Genomic DNA, 24,156 nt, shown 5'->3' with positions numbered 1-24,156 from the left:
ATACAGACCTAACCCCCAGCCCCAACCCTTGTAGCGTTGGGGGGTAAGATTCAAAGTCTCTCTCCTTTTAGGAGAGAGGTCAGACTGTATTGCATACAAACGATAAGCGCTATATTTCCTGCTACTTATCCAACAGCAAAGTCAGTAAATTCGCATTTATAAGGAGCGTGAAATCCTAATACAATATCTTCTTTTGATACTCCAGCAGCAACTAATTCATTAGCGATGCCGATTTCTGTACCATCTCTTTGTATCCAAATTTTGTTGTCTTTGATATCAACATTTCTGGATGACTCCATAAATTCTCCGTTGTTCTTTCCAGCCAATACTTAAGACTTGATAATGATGGCGTTCTGCGTCCAACAACAACTGAACCTCTGTGCCATTAGCCACATCATTAGCGCAATGGGTACTTAAAATATCTTGAATGATTTGAGAGTAATTTATTCCTTCCATAAAACAATATCTTTCAGGTATACAGATAATTGCGATCGCCATCAGCCCATATATTTTAGGCAGGGAAGTTGTTTCAGTAAAAGCACTAGTGTTTAAGTATTCATTAGCCAATAAAATTTAATTATATATTTTGTATAATAATTTACTCAATCAGGAGCATTAAATGGCTGTAGGAATGCCTGAATTTGTTGAAAATCCAGAAAATCGTTGCCCTGTAATTCTCTTGCTTGATACTTCTGGCTCTATGACAGGTAAGCCTATCCAAGAGTTAAATCGAGGACTTGTTGCTTTCAAACAAGATGTACAAAAAGATTCCCAAGCATCGCTGAGTGTGGAAGTAGCCATGATCGCATTTGGCCCCATAGTTAAACTCACGCAAGACTTTGTAACGATTGACCAATTTACACCGCCTACATTGGAAGTAGCTGGTGTTACGGCAATGGGTGCAGCGATTGAGTATGCTTTGGATTTTCTAGAAAACCGGAAACAGACTTATAAAGACAACGGTATTCTCTATTATCGCCCTTGGGTGTTTTTGATTACAGATGGAGCGCCAACTGACTCCTGGAATTCAGCCGCGCAAAGATTGAGAGAAGCAGAAGCACAAAACCGACTGTCATTTTTTGCGGTTGGTGTAAAAGATGCTGATATGAATATCCTCAAACAAATTTCTCCTCCTGAACGTCCACCAGTTACGCTAAATGGCTTAGATTTTCGTGAGTTGTTTGTCTGGCTTTCTGCTTCGATGAAACGGGTTTCTAGTGGCAAAGTAGGGCAAGCTGTAGCTTTACCGGCTATGGGATGGGGTCAAATTACTAGTTAGAGGAAATTTTGTGAATTGGAAAGCTGTTGCACGTTCTGCGATTGGAACAAGTCATCAAAAACAGGGGATAGGTTGTCAAGATTATGGGGATTATCGCATCTTTGATGATGTGATTGTAGGCGCTGTTGCTGATGGTGCTGGTAGTGCTAAACATTCTGATGTTGGTTCTCGGTTGGCGGTAGAAACAGTACTCAAATGCTTTTCTGAAATTAATGAATTTCCTCAGAAGCAAGATTCTCAACCACTATCCCAAGAAGAAGCTCAGAAAGTGTTTGCTGAGATTGTGAACAAAGTTATTACAGAATTACAGAAGCAAGCAAATGAAGAAGATTATTCTATCAATGATTTAGCTTGTACGTTATTGGTTTTCCTGGCAACTCCTGACTGGGTTGCAGCTATGCAAATCGGGGATGGATTTATTGTAATGCGTTCCCAAGAGTCAGAATATCAACTGTTGTTTCAGCCAGATAAAGGTGAGTTTGCTAATGAAACAACTTTTATTACCTCAACAAATGCACTAATAGAAATGCAGGTAAAGGTCATTAACGAAAAACAAGAGTTTATTTGCGCTTCCACTGATGGACTAGAAAAAGTAGCAATTCGTTTGAGCGACTGGAAACCCTTCTCGCCTTTCTTTAAACCTTTGGAGGAATACTTGCACGAACCTGTTAGTGAGGAGGAAGAAGATAAATATCTGACGGAATTCCTCAACTCTGAACGGCTAAATTCTCGCACTGATGATGATAAAACCTTACTTTTGTGCTTCTTTGATAGAGAGTAAAATTCGATAACACCAATAATGACGAAGCTCACTGTTTACGGGGTTCTAGCCATTATTTGAATGGTAATAAGTATCAAGGAATGGAAGATTTACGGAAATCTGCAAGCTTAGGAAACGAAAAAGCTAGGGAAATCCTCAAAGATGTTAAATAATAGCCAGATAATCAGTAATGTAACCATGTATTATACAAAAATGACAAAAGCAACATTCCAGAAAAAGCTGCTGTAGTTCTAGACACTCAGCTAGTGGTTGAGAAAATCAAAGAAAGTATTTATAATGAGTGTAGTACTACAAGTTGACATTAGTGAATTACCTCCAGAAGTTCAAGCTACTATCAATCTTATTTCCGTAGGGGGTTCTTACCCTCATAGCAAAGATGGCATTGTGTTCAAAAACCTTGAAGGATTACTGCCACCACAACCGCGAGGATATTACAGAGAGTACACAGTACCAACTCCCGGATCAACAGATAGAGGTAGTCGCCGTCTCATTACTGGGCAAAATGCCGAACTTTATTATACTGCTGATCACTACAATAGCTTTCAAGAAGTCATCTACTAGTCGTGATAAGTAAGGAGGAATATATGAGTGAATTTCTAAATATTTCGTCAATAGATGTAAAACAAGGCATACGTGAAGCAGTGGAACAAATAGCCGCAGAACCGGGAACTAAAGTTTTTTATTTTGATGGTACAAAAATTAATAGCAAAGAAACATTTTTAAGTAAAGCTGCTGAAGCAATGCAATTTCCTACATACTTTGGTGCTAACTGGGATGCTTTTGATGAATGTATCACCGATTTAACATGGTGTCCGGCTGAGAGATACGTCATATTTTATGACCATGCTGATATCTTTGCTCAAGCTGAACCTACACAGTACCAAATAGCATTGGATATTTTAAATTCAGCCAAAGAATACTGGGAAGCTAATAATATTACTCTGAATTTTTTAACTATAAATAGGTCAATTTAGCCTTGAGACAAATTAAGATATAGTCCAATCTTCTAAACTTAAATTAGGAACTCTCTCAAAATCCTTCCGGTTGCGAGTAACTAAAATCCCATTCACTGACAGCGTAATTGCCGCAATGCGTAAATCTTGAGTACCAATGCGGATTCTTTGACGCATTAAGTCTTCGTAATAATTGATAACATACTCGTTAAATCCTAGCCAGTATGGAGTAAAACATTATTAATAATCAACGTCAACTTATTCCCAGAGAGGGCAGTATAGGTACTTATGGGAACTTACTCAAATTAGGAAGTAGAGGCGATAACCTTACACCTCATCATATACCTGCGGATGCTTTGATGAAAGCTAAAGTTCCTGGTTATACTACAGATAAAGGAATTGCCATTATGATGGAACATTTATCACCAGGAAAAGGAGGTCGTCATCGGCAAACAATTTCTTACGGTAAATCTCCTAATTTAAGCTTATCAGCAAGAGAAATATTGGCCCAAGAAGTTTGGGATGCGCGTTCTATTTATCTTCGTCAAGGTTTGTACAATAGAGAAATCAGGAAAAGTTTGCAAGGTTTAATTAACCTGAATAGACTAACTTGGTAAGGTATTTTTGATAAAGTAGGTTGAAACCCATGAATCAAAACAATCTATTGGCAATTTTAAGAGAAAATCGCTTGATGCAAAATCAACAGCAAGTTACCGACTTTGAAAATGCTTTAGCTGAAATAGCTGATAATCCTGATGAGCAAAATTTATCTGCATATCATCTTGTTTTAGATGATCAATGTCAACAGGCAGAAGTGATGTTCAGCTTAATTCATTTTCTCGAATCTTTTGATATAGAAGAACAAATTGCGGCTTTTATTAAAGTTGTACCCCAATTAATGATCAATGCACCTGAATGGACAAGAATCATTCATGACAGGATTTTAAATGATCATTCAGCTTGCCAAGTTTATCAAAAACTTTTACACTCAGCTAATTTGAACACACCTCATTTTCTCTATCATCTATTGGAAGAAAGTATTATAAATAAATCAAAAATTAAAGAAAGTTTGTCTAGTATAACTCAATAAATATTAAAATACTTTGGCGATCAAACTCAGATTAAATTCTGAGGAGTAGTAGATTACCCAGTTTTTTAGGTTGTAAATTTTAAGATATAGTCCAATCTTGTAAACGCAAATTAGGAACTTTCTCAAAATCTTTCCGGTTGTGGGTTACTAAAATACCATTCACCAACAACGTAATTGCCGCAATGCGTAAATCTTGAGTACGAATGCGGATTCTTTGACGAATCAAGTCTTCTTAACAATTAATAGCATACTGATCAAATGTTAGCGATACCTAGGGTAGGCTTTGCCAACGCACATTTTTGAAAAACTCTAAAGTAGCCTGTAGCTTTGCGTTACTAGTGGATGACTATTTTGAAATAACGGCGTTTTTTGATGAAAATTCTAAATCACAAAGACGGCGATTTATCGCGTCTCTTACCTTAACCGAACCGTATTGATTTGACTCCGTTCCGCTTCTATATATTCCAACACCTCAGCAAAAAGAGGGTTATCTTTGTGCATTCCCGCAAATTTCATCCAAGGATGTTCGGTTTGGGGAGGTTCAATTTCCAAAGTCACTATTTCTGGTTCTCGCTCTTGTAAAAGTTGAATTAGTTTCTCTAGTGCTTTTTCTTTAGTCATACCAGAGGCTTTAAAATCTGGCAAGCCTAGCACTGTCGCACTAACTCCGCCATCTTGTTGATTTTCAATCAGCACATCATAAGTTAACTTTGGTGTAGTTGTTATAGAGGTACTTTTTACAGCTAAATTCATAATATTTTGATCTTTCAAGTTTGATATTAATTATAACATTTAGGTCAATTTAGCCTTGAGACAAATTAAGATCACTGACTTGGTTAATTTGTGGTTTGATTTTGATCGTATTGTCTTTTGCGATCGCACCAATGATTTACAACCAATCAGAGTTTGATTTACGCTGTGAGTGGGGTCTACAAGGAGTTGCTCAACTCGCTCCCATCAGTGATGTAGTTGTGATAGTTGATGTTCTCTCTTTTTCCACCTGCGTAGAAATTGCCACCAACAACGGCGCAATAATTTTCCCCTACGCAATGAGAGATGAGTCTGTCATAGATTATGCCAAATCAGTGCGAGCAGAATTGGCAAGTCATAGACAACGTTGGACAATAAGTGGATATTCTCTCTCGCCAAAATCGGTGCTTCCGATTCCTGCTGGAACTAGATTAGTTTTACCATCACCTAATGGCTCTTTTCTGACCTTACATACTGGGAATATACCAACTTTGGCTGGTTGCTTGCGAAATTGCCAAGCAGTGGCGCAGTTTGCTCAAAAGTATGGTGATAAAGTCGCTGTGATTCCTGCCGGTGAAAGGTGGAAAGAAGATGCTAGCCTACGTCCTGCATTTGAAGATTTAATTGGTGCTGGGGCAATTCTCAATTATTTACATGGCAGTCTATCACCAGAAGCTGAAGTGGCTGTGGCAACATTTCAGGCTTTCCAGCACGATTTATTAGGCTACTTGAAAAAATGCAGTTCTGGTAAAGAGTTGATTGAAAAAGGTTTTGAGTCAGATGTTGAACTGTCCGCCGCCTATAACGTTAGTGATTGCGTGCCTTTCTTTACTGATAATGCTTATGTAAATTATAGGCTACAGGCTTAATTAAACGTCGCACTGATTGGTTTGGCAATATTTGGCATTATCTATAAACTCTTGCAACTTATTCAAGGGAATTATCTGCAATGATGAGCCACCTTGCACCTCAGCAGCGATGTAAGCAAACTTTTGTCCGCGATAAAACTGGTCACGTCCAACTTTGGTGACATATCGAGACTTCTGAAAGTCATCGGCAATATTAAAATTATAAATATTTTGTAACAATTTCACTGCATTGGCATTTTTTGTGGTGAACTTTAGGCGTTTATCACCACTAACGGTTATGCCTTCTTTATTCACTGTCCCATTTTCTCCGGTGACATCAGCATAGAAGTATAAATTTCCCTTTGTACCCTCGTAGCCGTGGGCTTCGCTGTTGTATCTCAGAGTTGGTAATTGAGGTCTAGTCTTTGCCCACTTAACAACAGTGTTGATGTTTTGTTCTGGAAGCGCATTTGCCGGAGTGACAGCTAAAATAATTGCGATCGCAGACAAAGTAACATTGAATAAATAGTTAAATTTACAACTCTTATGCATAGTATTTTCCCTATATATAAATGCTGATAGTTACAGATTAAACCACCACAAACTAAGAATTCCTTCCGGTGCAGTTTCAGATGTAAGTATGAATTCATCAGTAGCAAAAACAACTTAACATCGACTAATAACCACTGTCCAGTGACTAAGTATAAAATTTTATTAATTGGTAGCGAATTCTTTGCGTGCCTCTGCGCTTACCTCTGCGCCCCTACCCTACGGGAAGGCGTTCGCGTAGCGTCTCGTAGAGAAGCACCTATGCGTTTAAATAAAAAATAAATCGGCACACAGTTCCCAACTTCTACTTAGTTACAAAACTTAGATATTATCTCAGTCAAACTAAGGTATGCACTTTTAAGACTAGAGGCATTCAAGATACAGGTTCTACATACTTCTTAATAAACCCGCCTTGAGAACGCAAAACGTTCTAATCTAAAAGCTAACTGGGTTAATTTACTGGCAGTTTTGCAGGCAATACTCTCAAGCTCATAAAGCATAGACACAACGATGTGTCAAGCCTCAAAACGATCCAGACTTAACACATAAACGCTTATGATGGGAGTTTTACAAATCCGATGAGTGTTAAGGCGAGTGGTGGAAGCTCGGTTGCGCGTCCGCAACTATATCAAACCCTAACGGTAGCGACAATTACCCAAGCGGAGCAGCAAGACCGCTTTTTGGGAAATGGTGAACTAAGTGAACTGGCAAGCTATTTTGCATCTGGTGCAAAGCGTCTAGAAATTTCCCAGACGCTGACGGACAATGCCGAGATTATCGTATCTCGTGCTGCCAACCGGATTTTTGTTGGTGGTTCGCCAATGGCTTTTTTAGAAAAGCCCAGAGAAGCAGAATTAGTAACTGCTGGTGGTGGTGCAAATGTTCAACAAGGGATGCAACTAGGAACTGTAACCTACGTTGAAAGTCGTGGCGGGTTCCTAGAAAATTTACGCTCAATCTTCAACTCATCCCCCAGTGGTCCGACACCCGCAGGTTTCAGACCAATTAACATTGCTCGTTATGGCCCAAGCAACATGGCCAAGAGCTTGCGGGATTTATCCTGGTTCTTGCGTTACGCTACTTATGCGATCGTTGCTGGCGACCCCAACATCATAGCGGTGAATACAAGGGGTTTGCGGGAAATAATTGAAAATGCCTGCTCTGGTGAAGCAACGCTAGTAGCTTTGCAGGAAATCAAAGCCGGGTCACTTTCATTTTTCCGCAACGATGCTGAGGCTACAGAAATTGTGTCTCAGTACATGGATGTTTTGTTAACAGAATTCAAAGCAGCCACACCTTCAAATAAAGTTCGCCAACGCCCCTCTAGCGACCAGCAAGGGTTGCAACTGCCGCAAATTTACTTTAATGCAGCAGAACGTCGTCCCAAGTTCGTCTTGAAGACTGGGTTATCAGCTAGCGAAAAAAATGAGGTAATCAAGGCCGCATATCGGCAAATCTTTGAGCGCGACATTACCCGTGCTTATAGCTTATCCATATCTGACCTAGAATCCAAAGTCAAGAATGGCGACATCTCGGTGAAAGAGTTTGTCCGTCGTTTAGCGAAATCTCCCCTTTACCAAAAACAGTTTTATCAGCCTTTTATTAACAGCCGAGTCATCGAACTAGCTTTCCGTCACATTTTAGGACGGGGGCCAAGTAGCCGCGAAGAAGTACAAAAATACTTCTCGATTATTTCTAATGGTGGCCTACCAGCCTTGGTAGATGCCTTAGTCGATTCTGCTGAATACGGTGATTATTTTGGTGAAGAAACAGTACCCTACCTCCGGGGTCTGGGTCAAGAAGCCCAAGAATGTCGCAACTGGGGACCGCAGCAAGACCTGTTTAACTACAGTGCGCCTTTCCGCAAGATACCTCAGTTTATTACCACATTTGCTGCCTACGAGCAACCGTTACCAGATCAACATCCCTACGGTTCTGGTAATGACCCCTTGGAAATTCAGTTTGGGGCGATTTTCCCGAAAGAAACTCGCAACCCCAGCACCCGTCCGGCTCCTTTTGGCAAGGATACCAAGCGCATCCTGATTCACCAAGGGGCAGGGATTAATAACCAAAATAGCAATCCCAAAGCGCGGGGTGAAGCTCCTGGTACCCTTGGTCCCAAGGTGTTCAAGTTAGACCAGCTACCTGGTACTAGAGGTAAAAAGGCTGCCAAAAATTCTAGCGTCAGATACTCCGAAAGCTCCACGCAAGCACTGATTAAAGCTGCTTACCTGCAAGTTTTTGGTCGTGATTTATACGAAGGTCAGCGCCCGAAAGTATTAGAAATTAAGCTGGAAAACGGCGATATCTCGGTGCGGGAGTTTATCCGCGCTTTAGCTAAGTCAGATGTATTCCGCAATCTGTACTGGTCATCGTTGTATGTTTGTAAAGCGATCGAGTATATTCACCGTCGCTTGTTAGGTCGTCCGACTTATGGCCGTCAAGAAATCAACAAATACTTTGACATTGCGGCTAAACAGGGCTTTTACGCGGTAGTTGATGCCATTATTAACAGCGTAGAATACAGCGAAGCATTTGGTGAAGATACAATTCCTTACGAACGGTATCTGACTCCTAGTGGCGTATCAGGGCGACAATTACGCGTTGGTAGCATTCGTGAAGATGTTGCGGCAAAAGTCCAGAAGGAAATAACGCCGAGCTTTGTAACACTGGGTACAGTGACCGAAAATCGGTCAGAACCAGATATTCAGTTCCGCATTAACCAAGGTGTCAGCAAGCAACGGGAACAAACCAAAATCTTCAAATTGGTGGCGAATACCAGTGATAAAGTTGCAGTGCAAACTTTGATCAGTGCTGCGTATCGTCAGATATTTGAGCGGGATATTGCACCCTACATCGCCAAAAACGAATTTACGGCGTGGGAAAGCAAGCTGGGGAATGGCGAAATTAGTGTGAAGGAATTTATTGAAGGTTTGGGTTACTCTAACCTCTACCTGAAAGAGTTCTACACACCTTACCCCAACACCAAGGTAATTGAGTTAGGAACCAAGCACTTCCTGGGACGTGCGCCACTAGACCAAGCAGAAATCCGCAAGTATAACCAGATTTTGGCTACTCAAGGTATTCGTGCCTTTATTGGTGCTTTGGTAGATAGTGTGGAATATAACCAAGTGTTTGGTGAAGATACAGTGCCTTACCGTCGCTTCCCAACCCTACCTGCGGCAAACTTCCCGAATACAGAGAAGTTGTACAACCAGCTTACCAAGCAAAACGATGATGTAGTTGTACCTAGCTTTAAGCCAGTACAGCCGCGCGTTGGATCGACTACTACTCCGCTTTTAGCCCAGGCGATCGCAGATATAGCAGCGCATACAAACGGTAAGCCCTCATTTGCTGAACTGGGTCGTTCCTACAACGATGGTAGCGGACAATCCGTAGAACAGGGTGTGCGTAAACATGCACGGATTTTCCGTCTAACGGAAAGCACCAACCAAGCCGAAACACAACAGGCAATTAACGCCATTTACCGTCAAGTGTTGGATGTATTTAGCGGTGAAGTGCCTGATAATTTCCGCCGTACTGACTTAGACAGCAAACTCCAGAATGGTGAAATTTCCGTCCGCGAGTTTGTGCGTGAACTAGCCAGTTCCGAAATCTATCGCCAGCGCTTCTTGTCACCTTATCCTCATGCCAAGGTGATTGAGTTCCTCTTCCGCCACCTGTTGGGGCGTACACCCGCAGATCAGGAAGAAATTAGCCAGTATAACCAGCTGCTAGCCGATAGCGGTTTGTCAGCTGCTGTAGAAGCGATAGTCGAAAGCCAAGAATATAGCCGCTACTTTGGTGAAGATGTTGTGCCTTACAACCGCTTCCCATCTCTGCCAGCAGGTAACATCTCGGTAGTGTAGCGGTTGATTAGGGAATAGGGAATAGGGAATAGGGAATAGGGAATAGGGAATAGGGAATAGGGAATAGGGAATAGGGAATAGATTATTTCCAGTCCCCAGTCCCCAGTCCCTAGCCCCCAGTCCCCAGTCCCCATTCCCAGTCCCCTGTAACCCTTCCCCTGCCCCATTCGTAACCTTTCGTAATAACGCTCTCAGATTGCAGCTAAAACAGTGAATTCTGAAAAGCAATATTACAAAGTGTTAAGAGCAGTCATAAATGCTCAACAGAATGCCGGAAAATGTTTTGCGGAAGGTAACTGAGTTTAAAAGCTTGTGTACTTATGTGGACTCAAGCAAACTCGTAATTTATCAGCCGTAACAGTTATCAAACTGTTGTGTCTAAAAGAACGAGAAAAGAAACTCAGTAAACCAAATTTAAAGTCGCGCCAGTTTAATCAAATCCTGGTTTCATTCGTATTGGAGGAATCCATTAATGAGTATCGTCACGAAAGCTATCGTGAATGCTGATGCAGAAGCCCGCTATCTCAGCCCTGGTGAGTTAGATCGGATCAAATCCTTCGTTGCAAGTGGTGAGCGCCGTGTGCGGATTGCTCAAATTTTGTCAGAAAACCGCGAACGGCTCGTTAAGCAAGCTGGCGATCAACTGTTCCAAAAGCGTCCTGATGTTGTGTCTCCTGGTGGGAACGCTTACGGTCAAGAATTGACTGCTACTTGTCTGCGTGACCTAGATTACTACCTCCGCCTCGTTACCTACGGTATCGTTGCTGGTGATGTTACCCCCATCGAAGAAATCGGTGTTATCGGTGCCCGTGAACTGTACAAGTCCTTGGGAACTCCTATCGATGGTGTTGCTGAAGGTATCCGTGGGTTGAAGAATGTAGCTGGTACATTGCTGTCTGGTGATGATGCTAGTGAAGCTGGTAGCTACTTCGACTACCTAGTTGGCGCTCTTCTAGGATAGGGTAAAGCTGTTTACCTACTTAAACAGAAGTATTGCAATACGGTTGGAAATAAGGAATTAACAACATGGCTCAAGACGCAATTACCGCTGTCATTAACTCCGCAGACGTTCAAGGTAAATACCTTGACTCTTCTGCTTTAGAAAAGCTAAAAGGCTATTTTGCCACTGGCGAACTACGGGTACGTGCTGCTAGCACCATCAGCGCTAACGCTGCTGCGATCGTTAAAGAAGCTGTAGCAAAATCTTTGCTATACTCTGACATCACCCGTCCCGGCGGCAATATGTACACCACCCGCCGCTACGCTGCTTGCATCCGTGATTTGGACTACTACCTCCGCTATGCCACCTACGCTATGTTGGCTGGCGACCCTTCCATTTTGGATGAGCGTGTATTGAATGGCTTGAAGGAAACCTACAACTCTTTAGGAGTTCCCGTTGGTGCTACCGTGCAAGCTATCCAAGCGATTAAGGAAGTAACCGCTAGTTTGGTTGGTTCTGACGCTGGTAAGGAAATGGGCGTTTACTTAGACTATATCTCCTCTGGCTTAAGCTAAGAATTAGTTTGCGCTTAAGAATTTAGGTGCGACTTTATTAAGGTCTGGAAATCAGCCGTGAGTGCTAGAACGGTATATTGCTTATCTTGGTAAATTATCAGTGATGAGTGTTAGTGGTCTAGTATTGATGTTTGATTTCCAGCCTTTGAATGATTAAAAGATTTGCACTCAAGATTTTGAGATAAAAAAGTTTTCACAAAATATACAGGAGATTTTCAAAATATGTCCCGTTTGTTTAAAATTACTGCTCTAGTTCCCAGCCAAACCCGAATTCGTACCCAACGCGAACTGCAAAATACATACTTTACTAAGCTAGTTCCCTATGAGAACTGGTTCCGCGAACAGCAACGTATTCAAAAAGCAGGTGGCAAAATCATTAAGGTGGAACTGGCAACTGGTAAGCAAGGCGCTAATACTGGCTTATCGTAATTCTGTAAATAGAACATTATTTTAGGAAATTGGTAAGAGGTCGAGAAAGACCTCTTTTTTGTGGCTCGGATTTCTGCAAATCAACAGTTAAACATATTTAAAAGGCGATATCCGCGAGTATAAAGCGGAACTGGAGCGTCAGGATTTTGTCTATTCTTAGCCTGTTCAACAGTTTCATCAAACACAATTAGCCTTTCCTTACCAACCTTCAGCCAGTCTTCATAAGGGATGCTCATATCTTCTTCAATACCACCAATATTAGGTGCTACCATCGCTCGGTAAGCTTCATTGAATTTTCTGCGGAACCGGAAATCTACTGAAATTCTCAGACCTTCATTTTTCCTTCTTACTGTTTGATGCAATCCACGGGCATCATTAAAGTACATTGTGCCATGTTGTAGTTGTGCTTCGGTGTAGGAGACAACCATCGGAATATCCCGACCTTCATCGAAGTCTGACATCACCTGCATAGATTGTAGTTCCATCTCGCGGGGCATTTCACCTGCTTCGATGGTTATATTATCGATGTCACCAAATAATGGCAGAACCACTACAGTTGCATCAGCAGCCACACCTGCCCAGACATCGCTATGGCACTTTGAGCTAGCGAAGGGCAAACCCAACTTCTTGGCATCAGTTTTGCCGTAGACCATGCGAAGATTGACTGGTAAATCCACTGCATCAATCAGGTCATTTGCTCCTAGTTGGTAGAAAGCCTCTGCGACGCTCTTTTGAAAAAGGTTAAATGCCAGAATGTGTTCTCGCTTGGGCATTAAAAGACCAGTGCCGGTGTAGTTGGGCAAAGTACTTCTTGCTTCTAGTAGTCGTTCAAGCATTTCAGCTTCCGAAAGAATGATGGGACTATTCAGACACGCTGAAATATAACCCGCAGCAGCAATTCGGATTTGCTGGAATAACTCAGGCTTTAATGTGTGTTCAAACAGTAGTCGGTATTGTCGCTTTGTAGCAATTTTATCAGCAAGTTCGTCAAAGAGGCGATCGCCAAGTTCAGAAAATGCGGTCGCACGTTCATATTGTAAGCGATCGCGCACTGGTGATTCCGCTAAGAGTTCTTCTAACATCATTTCTTCCAACGTTATTCTAAATTGGCTAAATGCATCCAAAGCCAGTTCGTTTTCAAAACGAATCTAGCTATTACAAAATTAACAATATTCTTCTTTTTATACTTCGTAAAATATACTGTTTTATTTCTCTTACTTATCTTGATTAAAAGAGTTAATTTTAACTTTGTTAGTAAAGCATAGATGAAGTTCCAGCTTAAAAATCGAACTATCTATATGTGAAGCTACTATTAACTAAGTAGTAACCCAACTTCATGAAGTTAAATGTAATTTAGCTGTTTATATTTAAAGAAATTAACAAGATGACAATTTCGGGGTAGCTACTCTTTTGAAAAGGCTAGTTTTTAAACACAAAATCGACAAGTAAACTAAAATCGGTAAGATCAACCTTATCAATAAAACAGATTCATTATTAAATTATAGATGTTCAGGATTTTAGTCCGATCAGACTCAATTAAGTAATCATAAATCAAGTATAAAATAACACTGATAAATGTCAAATGTGAATCACAAAAACTCAACTAAAAACTTATATAATCGCACAGCATCAGAGTGGATTAGAGGAGAACCTACTTCACTGTCAGACTTTACAGCCCGCCCTTTTGTACTAGAGCTTTGTGAGCCTGTTGCTGGGTTGCGAGTACTTGATATAGGTTGTGGAGAAGGTTATTGCAGTCGAGAATTACGCCGACGTGGTGCTGCACAAGTACATGGAATAGACCTTTCCCAAGGCATGATTGCAGCAGCAAAGTTGCAAGAAGTAGAAGATGCATTGGGTATTAGCTATGAAGTAGGATGTGCTACCAATCTGAAGCAGTTTGATGATGGCGAAATTGACCTAGTTGTTGCAGTATTTCTATTTAACTATTTGACAATTGCTCAGACCCAAGAATGTATGGCAGAAGTTGCACGCATTCTTCGTCCAGGCGGTCGATTTGTATTCAGCGTTCCCCATCCATCTTTCCCATATATGCGGGAAGCGGCATATCCGTTTTATTTTCAAGTCGAGGGTGCAGGCTACTTCAGCAAACGAGATCAGCAGTTTCCTGGTCGTATTTGGAAACGAGATGGTTCTTGGCTAAATGTCCAATTGATTCACAAAACTCTTGAAGATTACTTTAATGCTCTGAAAATGGCTGGCTTCAATACCATGCCAACTTTACAAGAATTGCGTGTGACTCCAGAACATATCGCAATAGATGAATCATTTTTTAGCCCCTTAGTTGACCAACCCCTCCACCTAGCCCTACAAATATCACGATGACACAAACATCTTCTTTAGTTAGAAATTCCTTCCGTGAAATAACAGTTAATCATCCTCTATGGAATCATGAGTTCTTAACTCGCTGTCGGGCTGGAAATTTATTTTTACCAGACATACAGGTACTAGCTGTTCAAATGTACAAATTCTCCAAAGAATTTAATCGGATCTTGGCTAGCATTTTGTCTTGCTGCCAAGATGAAAGTAGTCAGTTAGTCATTTTGGAAAACCTATTTGATGAAATGGGACAGGGAGATATAACTCAGTCTCACCCAGAATTGTTTCGTCAATTTACCCGCGCACTTGGTATCGACGACGAAAGTCTGATAGCACTACCCACTGCACCTGAAACTCTCGCCCTTATTGAAACCTACTTGCAGATGCCACATAAGTACGGCTATTTAGCTGCATTGGGTGCCGTCTGTTATGCTTCCGAAGGGATTGTTAATTCCCTGTACACGCAACTATACAAAGGAATTGTTGGTGCTGCTCCCTTACCCAAAGAATCGCTGATCTTTTTTGAAGTCCATATTGATGTGGATGATAGTCATGCAGCGAAGCTAGCAGCAGTGATTGAACCTCAAATTACCACGAATGAAGAGGATGTCAAGGTAAAGCTGGCTATTACAGAAGCTATGGATGCCCGTGTCCAATTTTTTAACGGAATTCAGCGCCAAGTCTCTAAATATAGCTTGTATCCTGATGCATGGCTGATTTTTGATGCATCGCTGTAGTAGTTTTTCAAGCTTAAATTGATGGGTAAGCAAGTTTGTAGTAAGGACTTTAGTCCTTATTTTCTAAGCACTCAAGCGCTTACTACAAACCTCAAAATTAGCTGGGCAAAAGGAATAAGTGAAAATACGGTTGTAATAATGAGTATTTGTAGCATTAAAATGCTAACAGTTTTCCCTATTTTTTCGGTTTTTAAAGCTGTAATCAAATATTTCCAGGTTTGATTACAGAAAATTTTGTCATTTAAATAACCCTTTTAAGGAATTAGTTGTTGAGTCTTGGGCAAATTTACAAAACAAAATTAGGTGCAGCAAGAGGAGGCTCCATGTACGGATTAGTGAATAAGGCAATTCAAGACATGGTGTGCAGTCGCTTTGGCGAAGATACTTGGAAAGAAATTAAGCACAAAGCAGAGGTGGATGTAGATGTTTTCCTCAGTATGGAAGGCTATCCCGATGACATCACCCACAGGCTGGTAAAAGCTGCTAGTGTCATTCTCGGTCTATCTTCCAAAGATATTATGCAAGCCTTTGGGGAATTCTGGGTTCAGTACACAGCCCAAGAAGGCTATGGCGAAATGATGGATATGAGTGGAGATACACTCCCTGAGTTTTTAGAAAACCTCGACAATCTTCATGCTCGTGTGGGAGTTAGTTTTCCCGAACTTCAGCCCCCATCATTTGAATGTACTGACATGGAGGAAAAGTCTCTGAGCTTACATTATCGCTCTGATAGAGAAGGGCTAACGCCAATGATTCTTGGACTAGTCAAAGGATTGGGAAGCAGGTTTGACACAGAAGTTCATATTACCCAAACCCAAAGTCGAGATGATGGGGCTGAACATGATGAATTTTTAGTGATTTATAAACCAAATTGAGTGCAGTAGCATGGCTCCTCCTCACCTTACACTTTCACCAGAGTCGTTGACGAAAGCTTTTCCCTTCCACTTTGCCTTTAGCCGTAATCGGGAAATTATCCAAACTGGTGATGTCTTAGAGCGCATCAGTCCTGAACCATTGGTTGGTAAATTCATTGAGCAGCATTTCCAGATCAATCGCCCAAAAATTTTGGTTGATTTTGATGCTATTAGTAAACAGTCTCGTGCCCTGTTCATATTAGAGTTTCTCCACAATGGAATGCATCTCAAGGGTCAGATGATGTATGAACCAGAGCAGGATGTGATATTTTTTTTAGGTTCTCCCTGGATTACAAATACAACTAGCCTGGCTCCTGTGGGTATCAAACTCAAAGACTTTGCGATTCATGACCCAATTGTTGATTTTCTCTTTCTACTACAAGCTCAGAACATCGCTTTGGCTGATGCCAAAAAGTTAACAAGTGAACTGAAACAGCAAAGGGCACAACTACGGAGTGCGCTACAAATCAAGGAGAATTTAGCGGAAATTGCTGAGGCTCAGTCTAAAAAATTGGAAAAATCCCTTCGTGACTTACAGCAAGCTCAAGCCCAATTAGTCCAGGCTGAGAAAATGTCTAGTCTGGGACAGTTAGTTGCAGGAGTCGCTCACGAAATTAACAATCCTGTTAACTTTATTTACGGGAATTTGAAATATGCAAAGGATTATACGGAAGATTTGCTGAAGCTTGTGCATCTCTACCAACAATTCTATGCCAATCCTGCCTCAGAAATTCAAGAATACATTCAGGAAATTGAGTTAGATTTTTTACTAGATGATTTGCCCAAAATCCTCAATTCGATGGAAGTAGGAGCGGAACGGATCTCTGAAATTGTCTTGTCCCTGCGGAATTTCTCTCGTCTTGATGAAGCGGAGAAGAAAAGAGTTGATATTCACCAGGGAATTGATAGTACTTTGCTGATTTTACAGAGTCGTTTCAAGAATAGTGTTGAGCATCCTGGGATCAAAGTAGTGAAAAATTATGGAAATCTGCCTTTAGTAGATTGCTACGCTGGTCAACTCAATCAAGTATTCATGAATATTATCAGTAATGCAATCGATGCGCTCGATCACTATAACAGTAAACGTGCGATCGCAGAAATTCACGGCAGTCCTAATAAAATTACAATTACTACGGAAGTCATTGAAACGAATTGTGTGATCCGAATCGCTGATAATGGTTCAGGAATGACGGAAGCAGTTAAGGAAAGACTGTTTAATCCATTTTTCACAACTAAGCCTGTAGGTAAGGGTACAGGATTAGGTTTATCAATTAGCTATCAGATTGTAGTTGAAAAACATGGAGGAACACTGAAATGTCTATCAGAGCCTGGGCAAGGAACTGAGTTCTCGATTGAAATTCCCCTATCTATGGACAAACAAGTAGTTAATTACGTGAAATCATTAAGTTTAATTAAATAGACATCTCCAGAAATTAAATATGCGTTAACCAGAACCCTTGTAGAGACGTAGCAGTGCTAGGTCTCTACATTCTTTTTCACCAGATGTCTATAAAATAGTACTTTATGTTTGCAGGATCGCGATGCCTTCTCTAACGCTACGCGTAGCTTTCTTGTAGGACTACTGGGGGGCATAGCCAACGCAATTTGTCAGAAATGTTGAACTAGCGGTGTATTTAAGTTGACAACTCGAAGATTTATGGTTGCCAAGCCTACTTATGAGTTATAAGTTATGATTTATGAGTTTTATTTCTAACTCCTAATTTCTAACTTTTTACCTGTACTGATCGTGAATCTACGCCGCCTGATTCCAATTTTTGATAGTTCAGTCTCCAACTGGGCTTTAGAAGCGCGGTTGTTGCGCTGGTTAACGTTGATTTGGCTGTTCGTCGGCTTGATCATGCTATTTTCAGCATCCTATGCCGTTGCTGACGCTCGTCAGAATGATGGGTTGTACTACTTTAAGCGTCAACTGCTTTGGGTCTTAGTTTCGTTAATCGGATTCAATATTATTGTTAATTTGCCGTTGCAGAAAATTTTGGGACTATCCCATTGGTTTTTATTGCTGTTTTTGGCGTTAATTTTCGTCACCCTGATCCCCGGATTGGGAAAAAAAGCTTTTGATGCAGCGCGTTGGATTGCGATCGGGCCAATTCCAATTCAACCCTCAGAATTAATTAAACCTTTTTTGGTGCTGCAAAGTGCGCGGCTTTTTGGTCAGTGGGAACGAATCAGTTGGCGGGTTCGCTTGGCTTGGTTGGGTATTTTCGGTCTGGTACTTTTAGGAATTCTTGCCCAGCCTAACTTGAGTACAACAGCACTTTGCGGTATGACTATCTGGCTAATTGCTCTAGCATCTGGATTATCTTACAAGTACCTGGGAGGAACAGCAATTGGTGGAGTGATGTTGGCAATACTCAGTATTAGCATTAAAGAGTATCAGCGTAAGCGCGTGATGTCATTCCTCAATCCCTGGGCGGATGCTACAGGAGATGGCTACCAGTTGGTGCAAAGTCTACTAGCCGTGGGTTCTGGTAGAACTTGGGGTTCTGGATATGGGCTTTCTCAACAAAAGCTGTTTTATTTACCAATTCAGGACACCGATTTTATTTTTGCAGTGTTCGCTGAGGAGTTTGGCTTTGTTGGCAGTATGGTATTGTTGGCACTTTTAGCGACATTCGCCACTCTCGGATTAATGGTGGCGCTGAAGGCTAAAAATACAGTACATCGATTAGTAGCGATCGGTGTGACGATTTTGATGGTGGGACAATCATTGCTCCATATCGGTGTTGCTACAGGTTCTTTGCCGACTACTGGCTTACCTTTGCCCATGTTTAGTTATGGTGGTAATTCCATGATTGCCAGTTTAATAGCTGCTGGATTGCTGATTCGGGTAGCACGCGAGAGTAGTGAAGCTGAGGTAGTTCCGTTGCGAAAACCCCTGTTTGAAAATGGGCGCAGACGCAGAGCTTTTCAGAAAAATCGGAATTGAGATCATGTCCGTATAAACTCAAGTGAAAGGTTATTAGCCCCACTCCCTCAAAATTGCTAGACTGAAAAAAGTTATGAGGACGGAAACTATGACTGACAAAAATCGTTCTCAATGGGACTTAGGCAGGTTTATCGAAACCCTGACTTACTTTGAGGTAATTCCTTTCCTTAACTGGGTACAACAGTTAATCCAAGGTCGTCCTCAGGATAATCAAGATAGACCCAATGGAGGAAGAAACGTGGGTGTAATATTAGTAGCAGGTGCAACAGGTGGTGTAGGTAAACGAGTGGTGCAGCGATCGCTCCAACAAGGTTATAAAGTTCGCGCCCTAGTTCGAGACATTGACAAAGCTCGGTCAATTCTTGGTAATGATATAGATTTAGTAGTTGCGGATATCACGCAACCAGAAACTTTAAATCCTTTGGTTATGGCTGATATCCAAGCTGTAGTTTGTTGTACAGCAGTGCGTGTACAACCAGTTGAGGGAGACACAGCAGATAGAGCCAAATACTATCAAGGTGTTAAATTTTACCAGCCAGAAATTGTTGGCGACACCCCAGAAAATGTAGAATATCAAGGTGTCAAAAACTTAGTTCAAGCTGCGGCAAAATATTTACCCGAAGCAAAGGAAAAACTAATATTTGATTTCACCAAGCCATCAGCAGAATTAAAGGATAACTGGGGAGCATTGGATGATGTCGTCATGGGTGGCGTGAGTGCCAGTAATATCCAATTAGTAGAAAATACAGCTTTATTTGCTGGTAACGTCTCCACCGCTAACTCTGGCGGATTTGCTTCTGTCAGAACTAAGAATTTTGATCCACCCTTCAACTTATCTGGTTACACAGGTGTAAAATTGCGCGTCAAAGGTGATGGTCAGCGTTATAAAATGTTTCTGCGGACAGATACAAAATGGGATGGTATTGGTTACAGCTATTCCTTTGACACCGTAGCTGATACGTGGATAGATATTCACATTCCCTTTGCAGATTTGATTCCCGTCTTTCGGGCAAAAGTTGTCAAAGATGCCCCGCCAATTGAGCAAAGTAGAATTTGCTCATTCCAACTGATGTTGAGCAAATTTGAATACGATGGCGCTTTAAATCCCAAATTTTCTCCCGGTGGTTTTACTTTGCAATTGGAATCAATTAAAGCTGATGGTGGGACAACCTTACCACAATTTATCCTCGTCAGTTCAGCAGGTGTAACTCGTCCCGGTCGCCCTGGCATTAATTTAGATGAAGAACCGCCAGCAGTAAAATTAAATGACCAATTGGGAGGAATTTTAACTTGGAAGTTGAAGGGAGAAGATAGTTTAAGAGAAAGTGGAATTCCTTACACAATTATTAGACCTTGTGCTTTAACTGAAGACGCAGGTGGTATGGAATTAATATTTGAGCAAGGTGATAATATTAGAGGCAAAATCAGCCGTGAGGATGTGGCAGAACTTTGCGTACAAGCGCTAAAAATAGGAAAAGCGTCTAATGTCACAGTTGAGGTGAAACAGCGAGAAAATACTGTCAACTCTATCGATTGGCAGAGTTTATTTTCTAACTTACAACCAGATAAAAAATGAAGTATATACAGATTTTTAGTCTGTAACCAGATTAGCAAATCCTGCTTAGATAGACTGTTAGAAGAAGTCAGCTATTGATATGGAAAAAATCAAGGTGCTAGTAATCGCCGGGATTTTAGTAACAATTCTCTGGGGCAGTTTTTTTTCCAAAACTGCCTCATCGCAGCAAGTAGAGTCCCGTATCAACAACTTGGAAGCAGATTTTAATCGGATCGAGTCGCGGTTAAATCAGATAGAATCTCAACTAGGACAAGGCCGCCAGTCTCCATCGCCAAGAACAACACTTACCCCACGACAATCAACTGCTTCCAGAGGGAATTTATCACAGCCAGATCGGATGTTTGATCGGCTTGCAACTTTGGTGATTGAACTGAAGCAACAAGTGAATAAATTAGAGGAGCGAGTTGCTAAATTAGAAACTCGTTAAGGAAATCCACCTCCACAGAAGCATTGAGTGCGATCGCTTTTTCAACTTGATCATCCCACTTCTATGGGAACCACCAGCTTCCCCTATTGCTGTAGAACTGAAAGCGTCCAAAGCCCAAAAATTGACCGTGAGATTTTTCACCCACAGGGAAAGCTGTGACACCCAATAAGTAGACACCAGAAAAGCTGGGATTACTTACAGGGCGGAGGGCGATTGTAACTATCTGTCCCGGAGTTACAGGTGGGTTAAAGTTTACAGAAACAGTGCGTGTCTCGCGGTCATTTGTGACTGCACCTAATGTAAGTTGCGTTTCTTTGCGATCGCTTGTTCCAACAAATGCGCGGGTATCGTTAAGATCATAGCCGATATTTTCTGCTCCCTCCTTCTGTGCGATCGTTACCTTCTGGAGGGATTCTCCAGCATTTTCCGGCACATTGATCGTAAAATAGTAAGTCCCACCCCAAACATTTACATCTTTGTAAGTAGTTGTGGCATTAACAAGTTTCGGCGGTTCGACAAAATAAACTGTGCCATCTCTGAGCTGCACAGCCTGAGTCACCGGAACCGCAACTTCTGCAATCCCTATTGATAACGAGAGTGTTATTCCAAACAAAGTTGCAACGCGCATAATTCAGATATAAAAAACGCACTCAATCCAATTCTAGTTCTTTAGGAATCAGTGAATTGGGATTGACACTCTCAGGGCTGAAGCCACTGAGATTCTACGGACAGAGGAGAATTCGGAAGAATCCAAAGTCTAACTCTCGCTGCGGTCGTCAAACACCGCCTACCCAGTAAGCCTAAGTCGATGCTTAGATTGCTGGCTACTTTTCGCAAAATATTCGCGCTGCCGTTCAAATCTGCATTTACAATTGAACCATTCGCTGACCGATACAAACCACGTTCAATTCGTTTTCCAGATGCTTTCCAACCGATAGGTTTATCACCATATTTAGGTAGGGAGTCTCCATCAAGAAAAGATGCTTTTGACGTGTAGGCTTCCTCGGTTTCAATAAATCTAATGCCGTGTAAATCACACAGTTGTTTTAATCGGTCTTTGAGTTGACCCAAAGGCATTTGAACAAACTTCTGATTGTTCACTCTACCCATGTTGGCAGATTCTTTAAAGCCTTCGTTCCAACCGATAACTAGCGTCCCATACCGTGTCTTAGACAGTGGTCAATAACTAATTTTGCTGCCTTATTAATGCCGTCGCGCATTTGGTGGTTACGCTTACGTGTTACACGGTCTAACCATCTGTCCCAATAGGCTTCTGGTTTCCCGGACTGACGTGTTGATACTTTCTTGTTCCACAACTGATTCATTGCTTTCATTGTACGAGCATCAATCAGCAAGGAATTACCCAATGTATCAACACAAGCTGCTAAATTATCCGCAGTTCCAAGGTCAATAGACAATGCCTGATTTATGTCTAGCCTGTGTTTTTGTTTATTTATTTCATAAGACATCTCAAGGTAAAAAGCACCATTCTTAGGCAGAATTGTAAACTCTTTTACCTTTGAATAATCAATGTTTGATGGCATTGGGAGAAAAAACTCAGACACTCCAAACCATCTTCTAACCGTTAACCCCAAAGAAAATCTAAGTTGCCCATCAACAATAACTGGTCTTTGACCTCCCTTGGCGCTAGCCTCTCCCTTTGGGAGAAGGGGAGACGCTAACGCGAATGCGGTTCGTTCATCATGTAGTTTGGCGTCTCTTCATACAGAATTGGCGTAAGTCCTAAAAAATATAAAAATGTAACAAAAACTACAAAATTCCGATTTTCCCAAAAAACAAGGATAAGCTAGGCGTACATATATCCAGTTCGCAAATATACTGCGATAGGAAAAAAAATTATGATTTCAAAATCACTGTTGCTGCCAGAACCTGCTTCTCCAGCGCATATATGCCCATTTGACCAAGCCTGTAGCTACTTAGAAGCAGCAGCTAAAGAATTAAATTTAAATCAGGGTTTGCTGGAAATTCTCAGCCACCCACGTAAGGTTGTCACGGTTTCCATTCCTGTGAAACTAGATGATGGAGAAATACAAGTTCTTGCTGGACATCGGGTGCAGCACTCCGATGTCTTAGGCCCCTACAAGGGTGGAATTCGTTACCATCCAGCTGTGACATTGCGCGAAGTATCAGCTCTGGCAATGCTGATGACCTGGAAATGTGCCTTGTTAGGTATTCCTTATGGTGGTGGGAAGGGTGGCATTCCCATAGATCCCAAACACTACAGTGTGGGCGAATTAGAGCGAATCAGCCGCCGATATATCAGTGAGTTGATTAAAGATATTGGGCCTTCCGTAGATATTCCAGCACCGGATATGGGTACTTCTGCCCGTGAAATGGCTTGGATGATGGACACTTACTCTGTAAATGTTGGTCATGCTGTACCAGGAGTTGTAACTGGGAAGCCCCTTTCTATTGGTGGTTCCCTGGGACGGGAAATGGCAACCGGACGTGGTGTGATGATTATTGTGCGTGAGGCGCTAGCAGATCAAGGTAAATCCTTGGTAGGAATGCGAGTAGCTATTCAGGGTTTCGGCAACGTCGGCTGTGCCGCAGCAGAATTATTATATGAAGCAGGCGCAAAAATTATCGCTGTTTCAACTGCTGCTGGCGGAATATTTTCCGAAGTTGGTCTTGATATTCCCAAGTTGAAAGTCTACGCGGCTGAAAATCGTAAGAGTATTGTGGGTTTCCCGCAATCTGTACCAATTAGCAATGCAGATTTATTAACTTTACCCTGCGATGTCTTAATACCAGCAGCTTTAGAAAACCAGATCACTGAAGAAAATGTGAATCAGGTGCAGGCAAAGATTGTGGCAGAAGCAGCTAACGGGCCGGTTACTCTTGAGGCTAACTTGGCGTTAGAGGCGCGGGGTGTGATCGTGCTACCAGATATCTTGGCCAATGCTGGCGGTGTGGTAGTCAGTTATTTAGAGTGGGTGCAAGGCCTTTCCTACGTATTTTGGGATGAGGAACGCGTCAACCGCGAAATGGAGCATTTGATGGTGCAAGCCTACCGCAAGGTAATTCACCAGTCGGAGGTACGGCAAATTTCTTTAAGGTTAGCAGCTTACACTTTAGGAGTGGGTAGAGTGGCTCAGGCATTGACTGATAGGGGTCTTTATCCTTAA

26 protein-coding genes and 3 pseudogenes are annotated in these 24,156 nt (G+C 41.7%); 19 read left to right on the top strand and 10 right to left on the bottom strand.

The genetic code is table 11. From position 1 onward, the window contains the following. Positions 1–125 precede the first annotated feature (125 nt). Positions 126–299, bottom strand: a complete 174-nt coding sequence (locus V7K97_RS32185; protein WP_442938932.1) for an element excision factor XisI family protein — start codon at positions 297–299, stop codon at positions 126–128. After that, positions 277–567, bottom strand: coding sequence for an element excision factor XisI family protein (locus tag V7K97_RS32180; RefSeq protein WP_442938931.1), 291 nt, complete (start codon positions 565–567; stop codon positions 277–279). Before V7K97_RS32180 ends, V7K97_RS32185 begins: the two co-directional genes overlap by 23 nt. Before the next feature lie 52 nt (positions 568–619). Between V7K97_RS32180 and V7K97_RS27525 the strand changes: the two genes are divergently transcribed. The 4 genes from V7K97_RS27525 (at position 620) to V7K97_RS27510 (ending at position 3,034) form a co-directional block, all read left to right on the top strand. Continuing rightward, a complete protein-coding gene (locus tag V7K97_RS27525; protein ID WP_334804146.1) occupies positions 620–1,279 on the top strand; it encodes a vWA domain-containing protein in 660 nt (219 codons plus the stop codon). A gap of 10 nt (positions 1,280–1,289) precedes the next feature. Next, positions 1,290–2,060, top strand: coding sequence for a PP2C family serine/threonine-protein phosphatase (locus V7K97_RS27520; protein WP_334804145.1), 771 nt, complete (start codon positions 1,290–1,292; stop codon positions 2,058–2,060). A 276-nt stretch (positions 2,061–2,336) separates the two neighbouring features. Further along, positions 2,337–2,621, top strand: coding sequence for a ribonuclease domain-containing protein (locus V7K97_RS27515; protein ID WP_334804144.1), 285 nt, complete (start codon positions 2,337–2,339; stop codon positions 2,619–2,621). A 23-nt stretch (positions 2,622–2,644) separates the two neighbouring features. After that, the gene (locus V7K97_RS27510) at positions 2,645–3,034 is read left to right on the top strand and encodes a barstar family protein (RefSeq protein ID WP_334804143.1); all 390 of its coding nucleotides are present in this window, start codon (positions 2,645–2,647) and stop codon (positions 3,032–3,034) included. Positions 3,035–3,046: 12 nt separating this feature from the next. On the opposite strand, the pseudogene V7K97_RS27505 reads toward V7K97_RS27510, so the two are convergent. Next, positions 3,047–3,187: pseudogene (locus V7K97_RS27505) on the bottom strand (type II toxin-antitoxin system VapC family toxin); the annotation flags it as partial. A 185-nt stretch (positions 3,188–3,372) separates the two neighbouring features. Here V7K97_RS27505 and V7K97_RS27500 point away from each other — a divergent pair. Continuing rightward, a complete protein-coding gene (locus V7K97_RS27500; RefSeq protein ID WP_334804142.1) occupies positions 3,373–3,630 on the top strand; it encodes a hypothetical protein in 258 nt (85 codons plus the stop codon). A gap of 29 nt (positions 3,631–3,659) precedes the next feature. Further along, complete coding sequence (locus V7K97_RS27495) at positions 3,660–4,103, top strand: Imm30 family immunity protein (protein ID WP_334804141.1); 444 nt, start codon at positions 3,660–3,662, stop codon at positions 4,101–4,103. 79 nt (positions 4,104–4,182) lie between these two features. Here the strand turns inward: V7K97_RS27495 and V7K97_RS27490 are convergent. Together V7K97_RS27490 and V7K97_RS27485 are read right to left on the bottom strand one after the other, a co-directional pair. Then, positions 4,183–4,329: pseudogene (locus V7K97_RS27490) on the bottom strand (type II toxin-antitoxin system VapC family toxin); the annotation flags it as partial. A 188-nt stretch (positions 4,330–4,517) separates the two neighbouring features. Further along, positions 4,518–4,856 (bottom strand): hypothetical protein, encoded by a 339-nt coding sequence (locus V7K97_RS27485; protein ID WP_334804139.1) that lies wholly within the window; start codon positions 4,854–4,856, stop codon positions 4,518–4,520. Between the two features lie 101 nt (positions 4,857–4,957). Between V7K97_RS27485 and V7K97_RS27480 the strand changes: the two genes are divergently transcribed. Further along, positions 4,958–5,722, top strand: a complete 765-nt coding sequence (locus V7K97_RS27480) for a 2-phosphosulfolactate phosphatase (RefSeq protein ID WP_334804138.1) — start codon at positions 4,958–4,960, stop codon at positions 5,720–5,722. Here the strand turns inward: V7K97_RS27480 and V7K97_RS27475 are convergent, their stop codons facing one another. Next, a complete protein-coding gene (locus tag V7K97_RS27475; RefSeq protein WP_334804137.1) occupies positions 5,723–6,253 on the bottom strand; it encodes a hypothetical protein in 531 nt (176 codons plus the stop codon). Positions 6,254–6,828: 575 nt separating this feature from the next. Between V7K97_RS27475 and V7K97_RS27470 the strand changes: the two are divergent. From V7K97_RS27470 to V7K97_RS27455, 4 genes and pseudogenes are all read left to right on the top strand, one after another. Continuing rightward, a pseudogene (locus V7K97_RS27470) lies at positions 6,829–10,104 on the top strand (phycobilisome rod-core linker polypeptide); the annotation flags it as partial. Between the two features lie 487 nt (positions 10,105–10,591). Further along, a complete protein-coding gene (gene apcA, locus V7K97_RS27465; RefSeq protein ID WP_094341663.1) occupies positions 10,592–11,080 on the top strand; it encodes an allophycocyanin subunit alpha in 489 nt (162 codons plus the stop codon). Between the two features lie 65 nt (positions 11,081–11,145). After that, positions 11,146–11,634 (top strand): allophycocyanin subunit beta, encoded by a 489-nt coding sequence (apcB, locus tag V7K97_RS27460; RefSeq protein ID WP_069068902.1) that lies wholly within the window; start codon positions 11,146–11,148, stop codon positions 11,632–11,634. A gap of 222 nt (positions 11,635–11,856) precedes the next feature. After that, on the top strand, positions 11,857–12,063 hold the full coding sequence (locus V7K97_RS27455; protein WP_012411143.1) for a phycobilisome linker polypeptide: 207 nt from the start codon (positions 11,857–11,859) through the stop codon (positions 12,061–12,063). 80 nt (positions 12,064–12,143) lie between these two features. On the opposite strand, the gene V7K97_RS27450 is transcribed toward V7K97_RS27455, so the two are convergent. Further along, complete coding sequence (locus tag V7K97_RS27450) at positions 12,144–13,148, bottom strand: hypothetical protein (protein ID WP_334804136.1); 1,005 nt, start codon at positions 13,146–13,148, stop codon at positions 12,144–12,146. Between the two features lie 490 nt (positions 13,149–13,638). On the opposite strand from V7K97_RS27450, the gene V7K97_RS27445 reads away from it, so the two are divergent. The 7 genes from V7K97_RS27445 (at position 13,639) to V7K97_RS27415 (ending at position 21,007) form a co-directional block, all read left to right on the top strand. After that, positions 13,639–14,409, top strand: coding sequence for a class I SAM-dependent methyltransferase (locus V7K97_RS27445; protein ID WP_334804135.1), 771 nt, complete (start codon positions 13,639–13,641; stop codon positions 14,407–14,409). After that, positions 14,406–15,140 (top strand): TenA family transcriptional regulator, encoded by a 735-nt coding sequence (locus V7K97_RS27440; RefSeq protein WP_334804134.1) that lies wholly within the window; start codon positions 14,406–14,408, stop codon positions 15,138–15,140. Before V7K97_RS27445 ends, V7K97_RS27440 begins: the two co-directional genes overlap by 4 nt. Positions 15,141–15,463: 323 nt before the next feature. Then, on the top strand, positions 15,464–16,015 hold the full coding sequence (locus tag V7K97_RS27435; RefSeq protein WP_334804133.1) for a heme NO-binding domain-containing protein: 552 nt from the start codon (positions 15,464–15,466) through the stop codon (positions 16,013–16,015). Positions 16,016–16,025: 10 nt separating this feature from the next. Then, positions 16,026–17,474 (top strand): ATP-binding protein, encoded by a 1,449-nt coding sequence (locus V7K97_RS27430; protein WP_334804132.1) that lies wholly within the window; start codon positions 16,026–16,028, stop codon positions 17,472–17,474. Between the two features lie 327 nt (positions 17,475–17,801). After that, entirely contained in the window at positions 17,802–19,004 is a 1,203-nt protein-coding gene (locus tag V7K97_RS27425; protein ID WP_334804131.1) for an FtsW/RodA/SpoVE family cell cycle protein, read from the top strand. 88 nt (positions 19,005–19,092) lie between these two features. Beyond that, complete coding sequence (locus tag V7K97_RS27420) at positions 19,093–20,580, top strand: CIA30 family protein (protein ID WP_334804130.1); 1,488 nt, start codon at positions 19,093–19,095, stop codon at positions 20,578–20,580. A gap of 79 nt (positions 20,581–20,659) precedes the next feature. Continuing rightward, positions 20,660–21,007, top strand: a complete 348-nt coding sequence (locus tag V7K97_RS27415; protein WP_334804129.1) for a hypothetical protein — start codon at positions 20,660–20,662, stop codon at positions 21,005–21,007. A 61-nt stretch (positions 21,008–21,068) separates the two neighbouring features. Here V7K97_RS27415 and V7K97_RS27410 read toward each other — a convergent pair whose 3' ends face one another. The 3 genes from V7K97_RS27410 to V7K97_RS27400 all read right to left on the bottom strand — a co-directional run bounded on the left by V7K97_RS27410 (position 21,069) and on the right by V7K97_RS27400 (position 22,551). Then, complete coding sequence (locus tag V7K97_RS27410; RefSeq protein ID WP_334804128.1) at positions 21,069–21,635, bottom strand: DUF2808 domain-containing protein; 567 nt, start codon at positions 21,633–21,635, stop codon at positions 21,069–21,071. Between the two features lie 71 nt (positions 21,636–21,706). Then, positions 21,707–22,117, bottom strand: a complete 411-nt coding sequence (locus tag V7K97_RS27405) for a zinc ribbon domain-containing protein (RefSeq protein WP_334804127.1) — start codon at positions 22,115–22,117, stop codon at positions 21,707–21,709. Positions 22,118–22,155: 38 nt separating this feature from the next. Next, positions 22,156–22,551, bottom strand: coding sequence for a transposase (locus V7K97_RS27400; RefSeq protein WP_334804126.1), 396 nt, complete (start codon positions 22,549–22,551; stop codon positions 22,156–22,158). Between the two features lie 315 nt (positions 22,552–22,866). Here V7K97_RS27400 and V7K97_RS27395 point away from each other — a divergent pair, with 315 nt between their 5' ends. Continuing rightward, on the top strand, positions 22,867–24,156 hold the full coding sequence (locus V7K97_RS27395; protein WP_334804125.1) for a Glu/Leu/Phe/Val family dehydrogenase: 1,290 nt from the start codon (positions 22,867–22,869) through the stop codon (positions 24,154–24,156).

The organism is Nostoc sp., from assembly GCF_036917815.1.
Classification (GTDB): domain Bacteria; phylum Cyanobacteriota; class Cyanobacteriia; order Cyanobacteriales; family Nostocaceae; genus Nostoc.
This window is presented reverse-complemented; position numbering and strand designations above follow the sequence as displayed.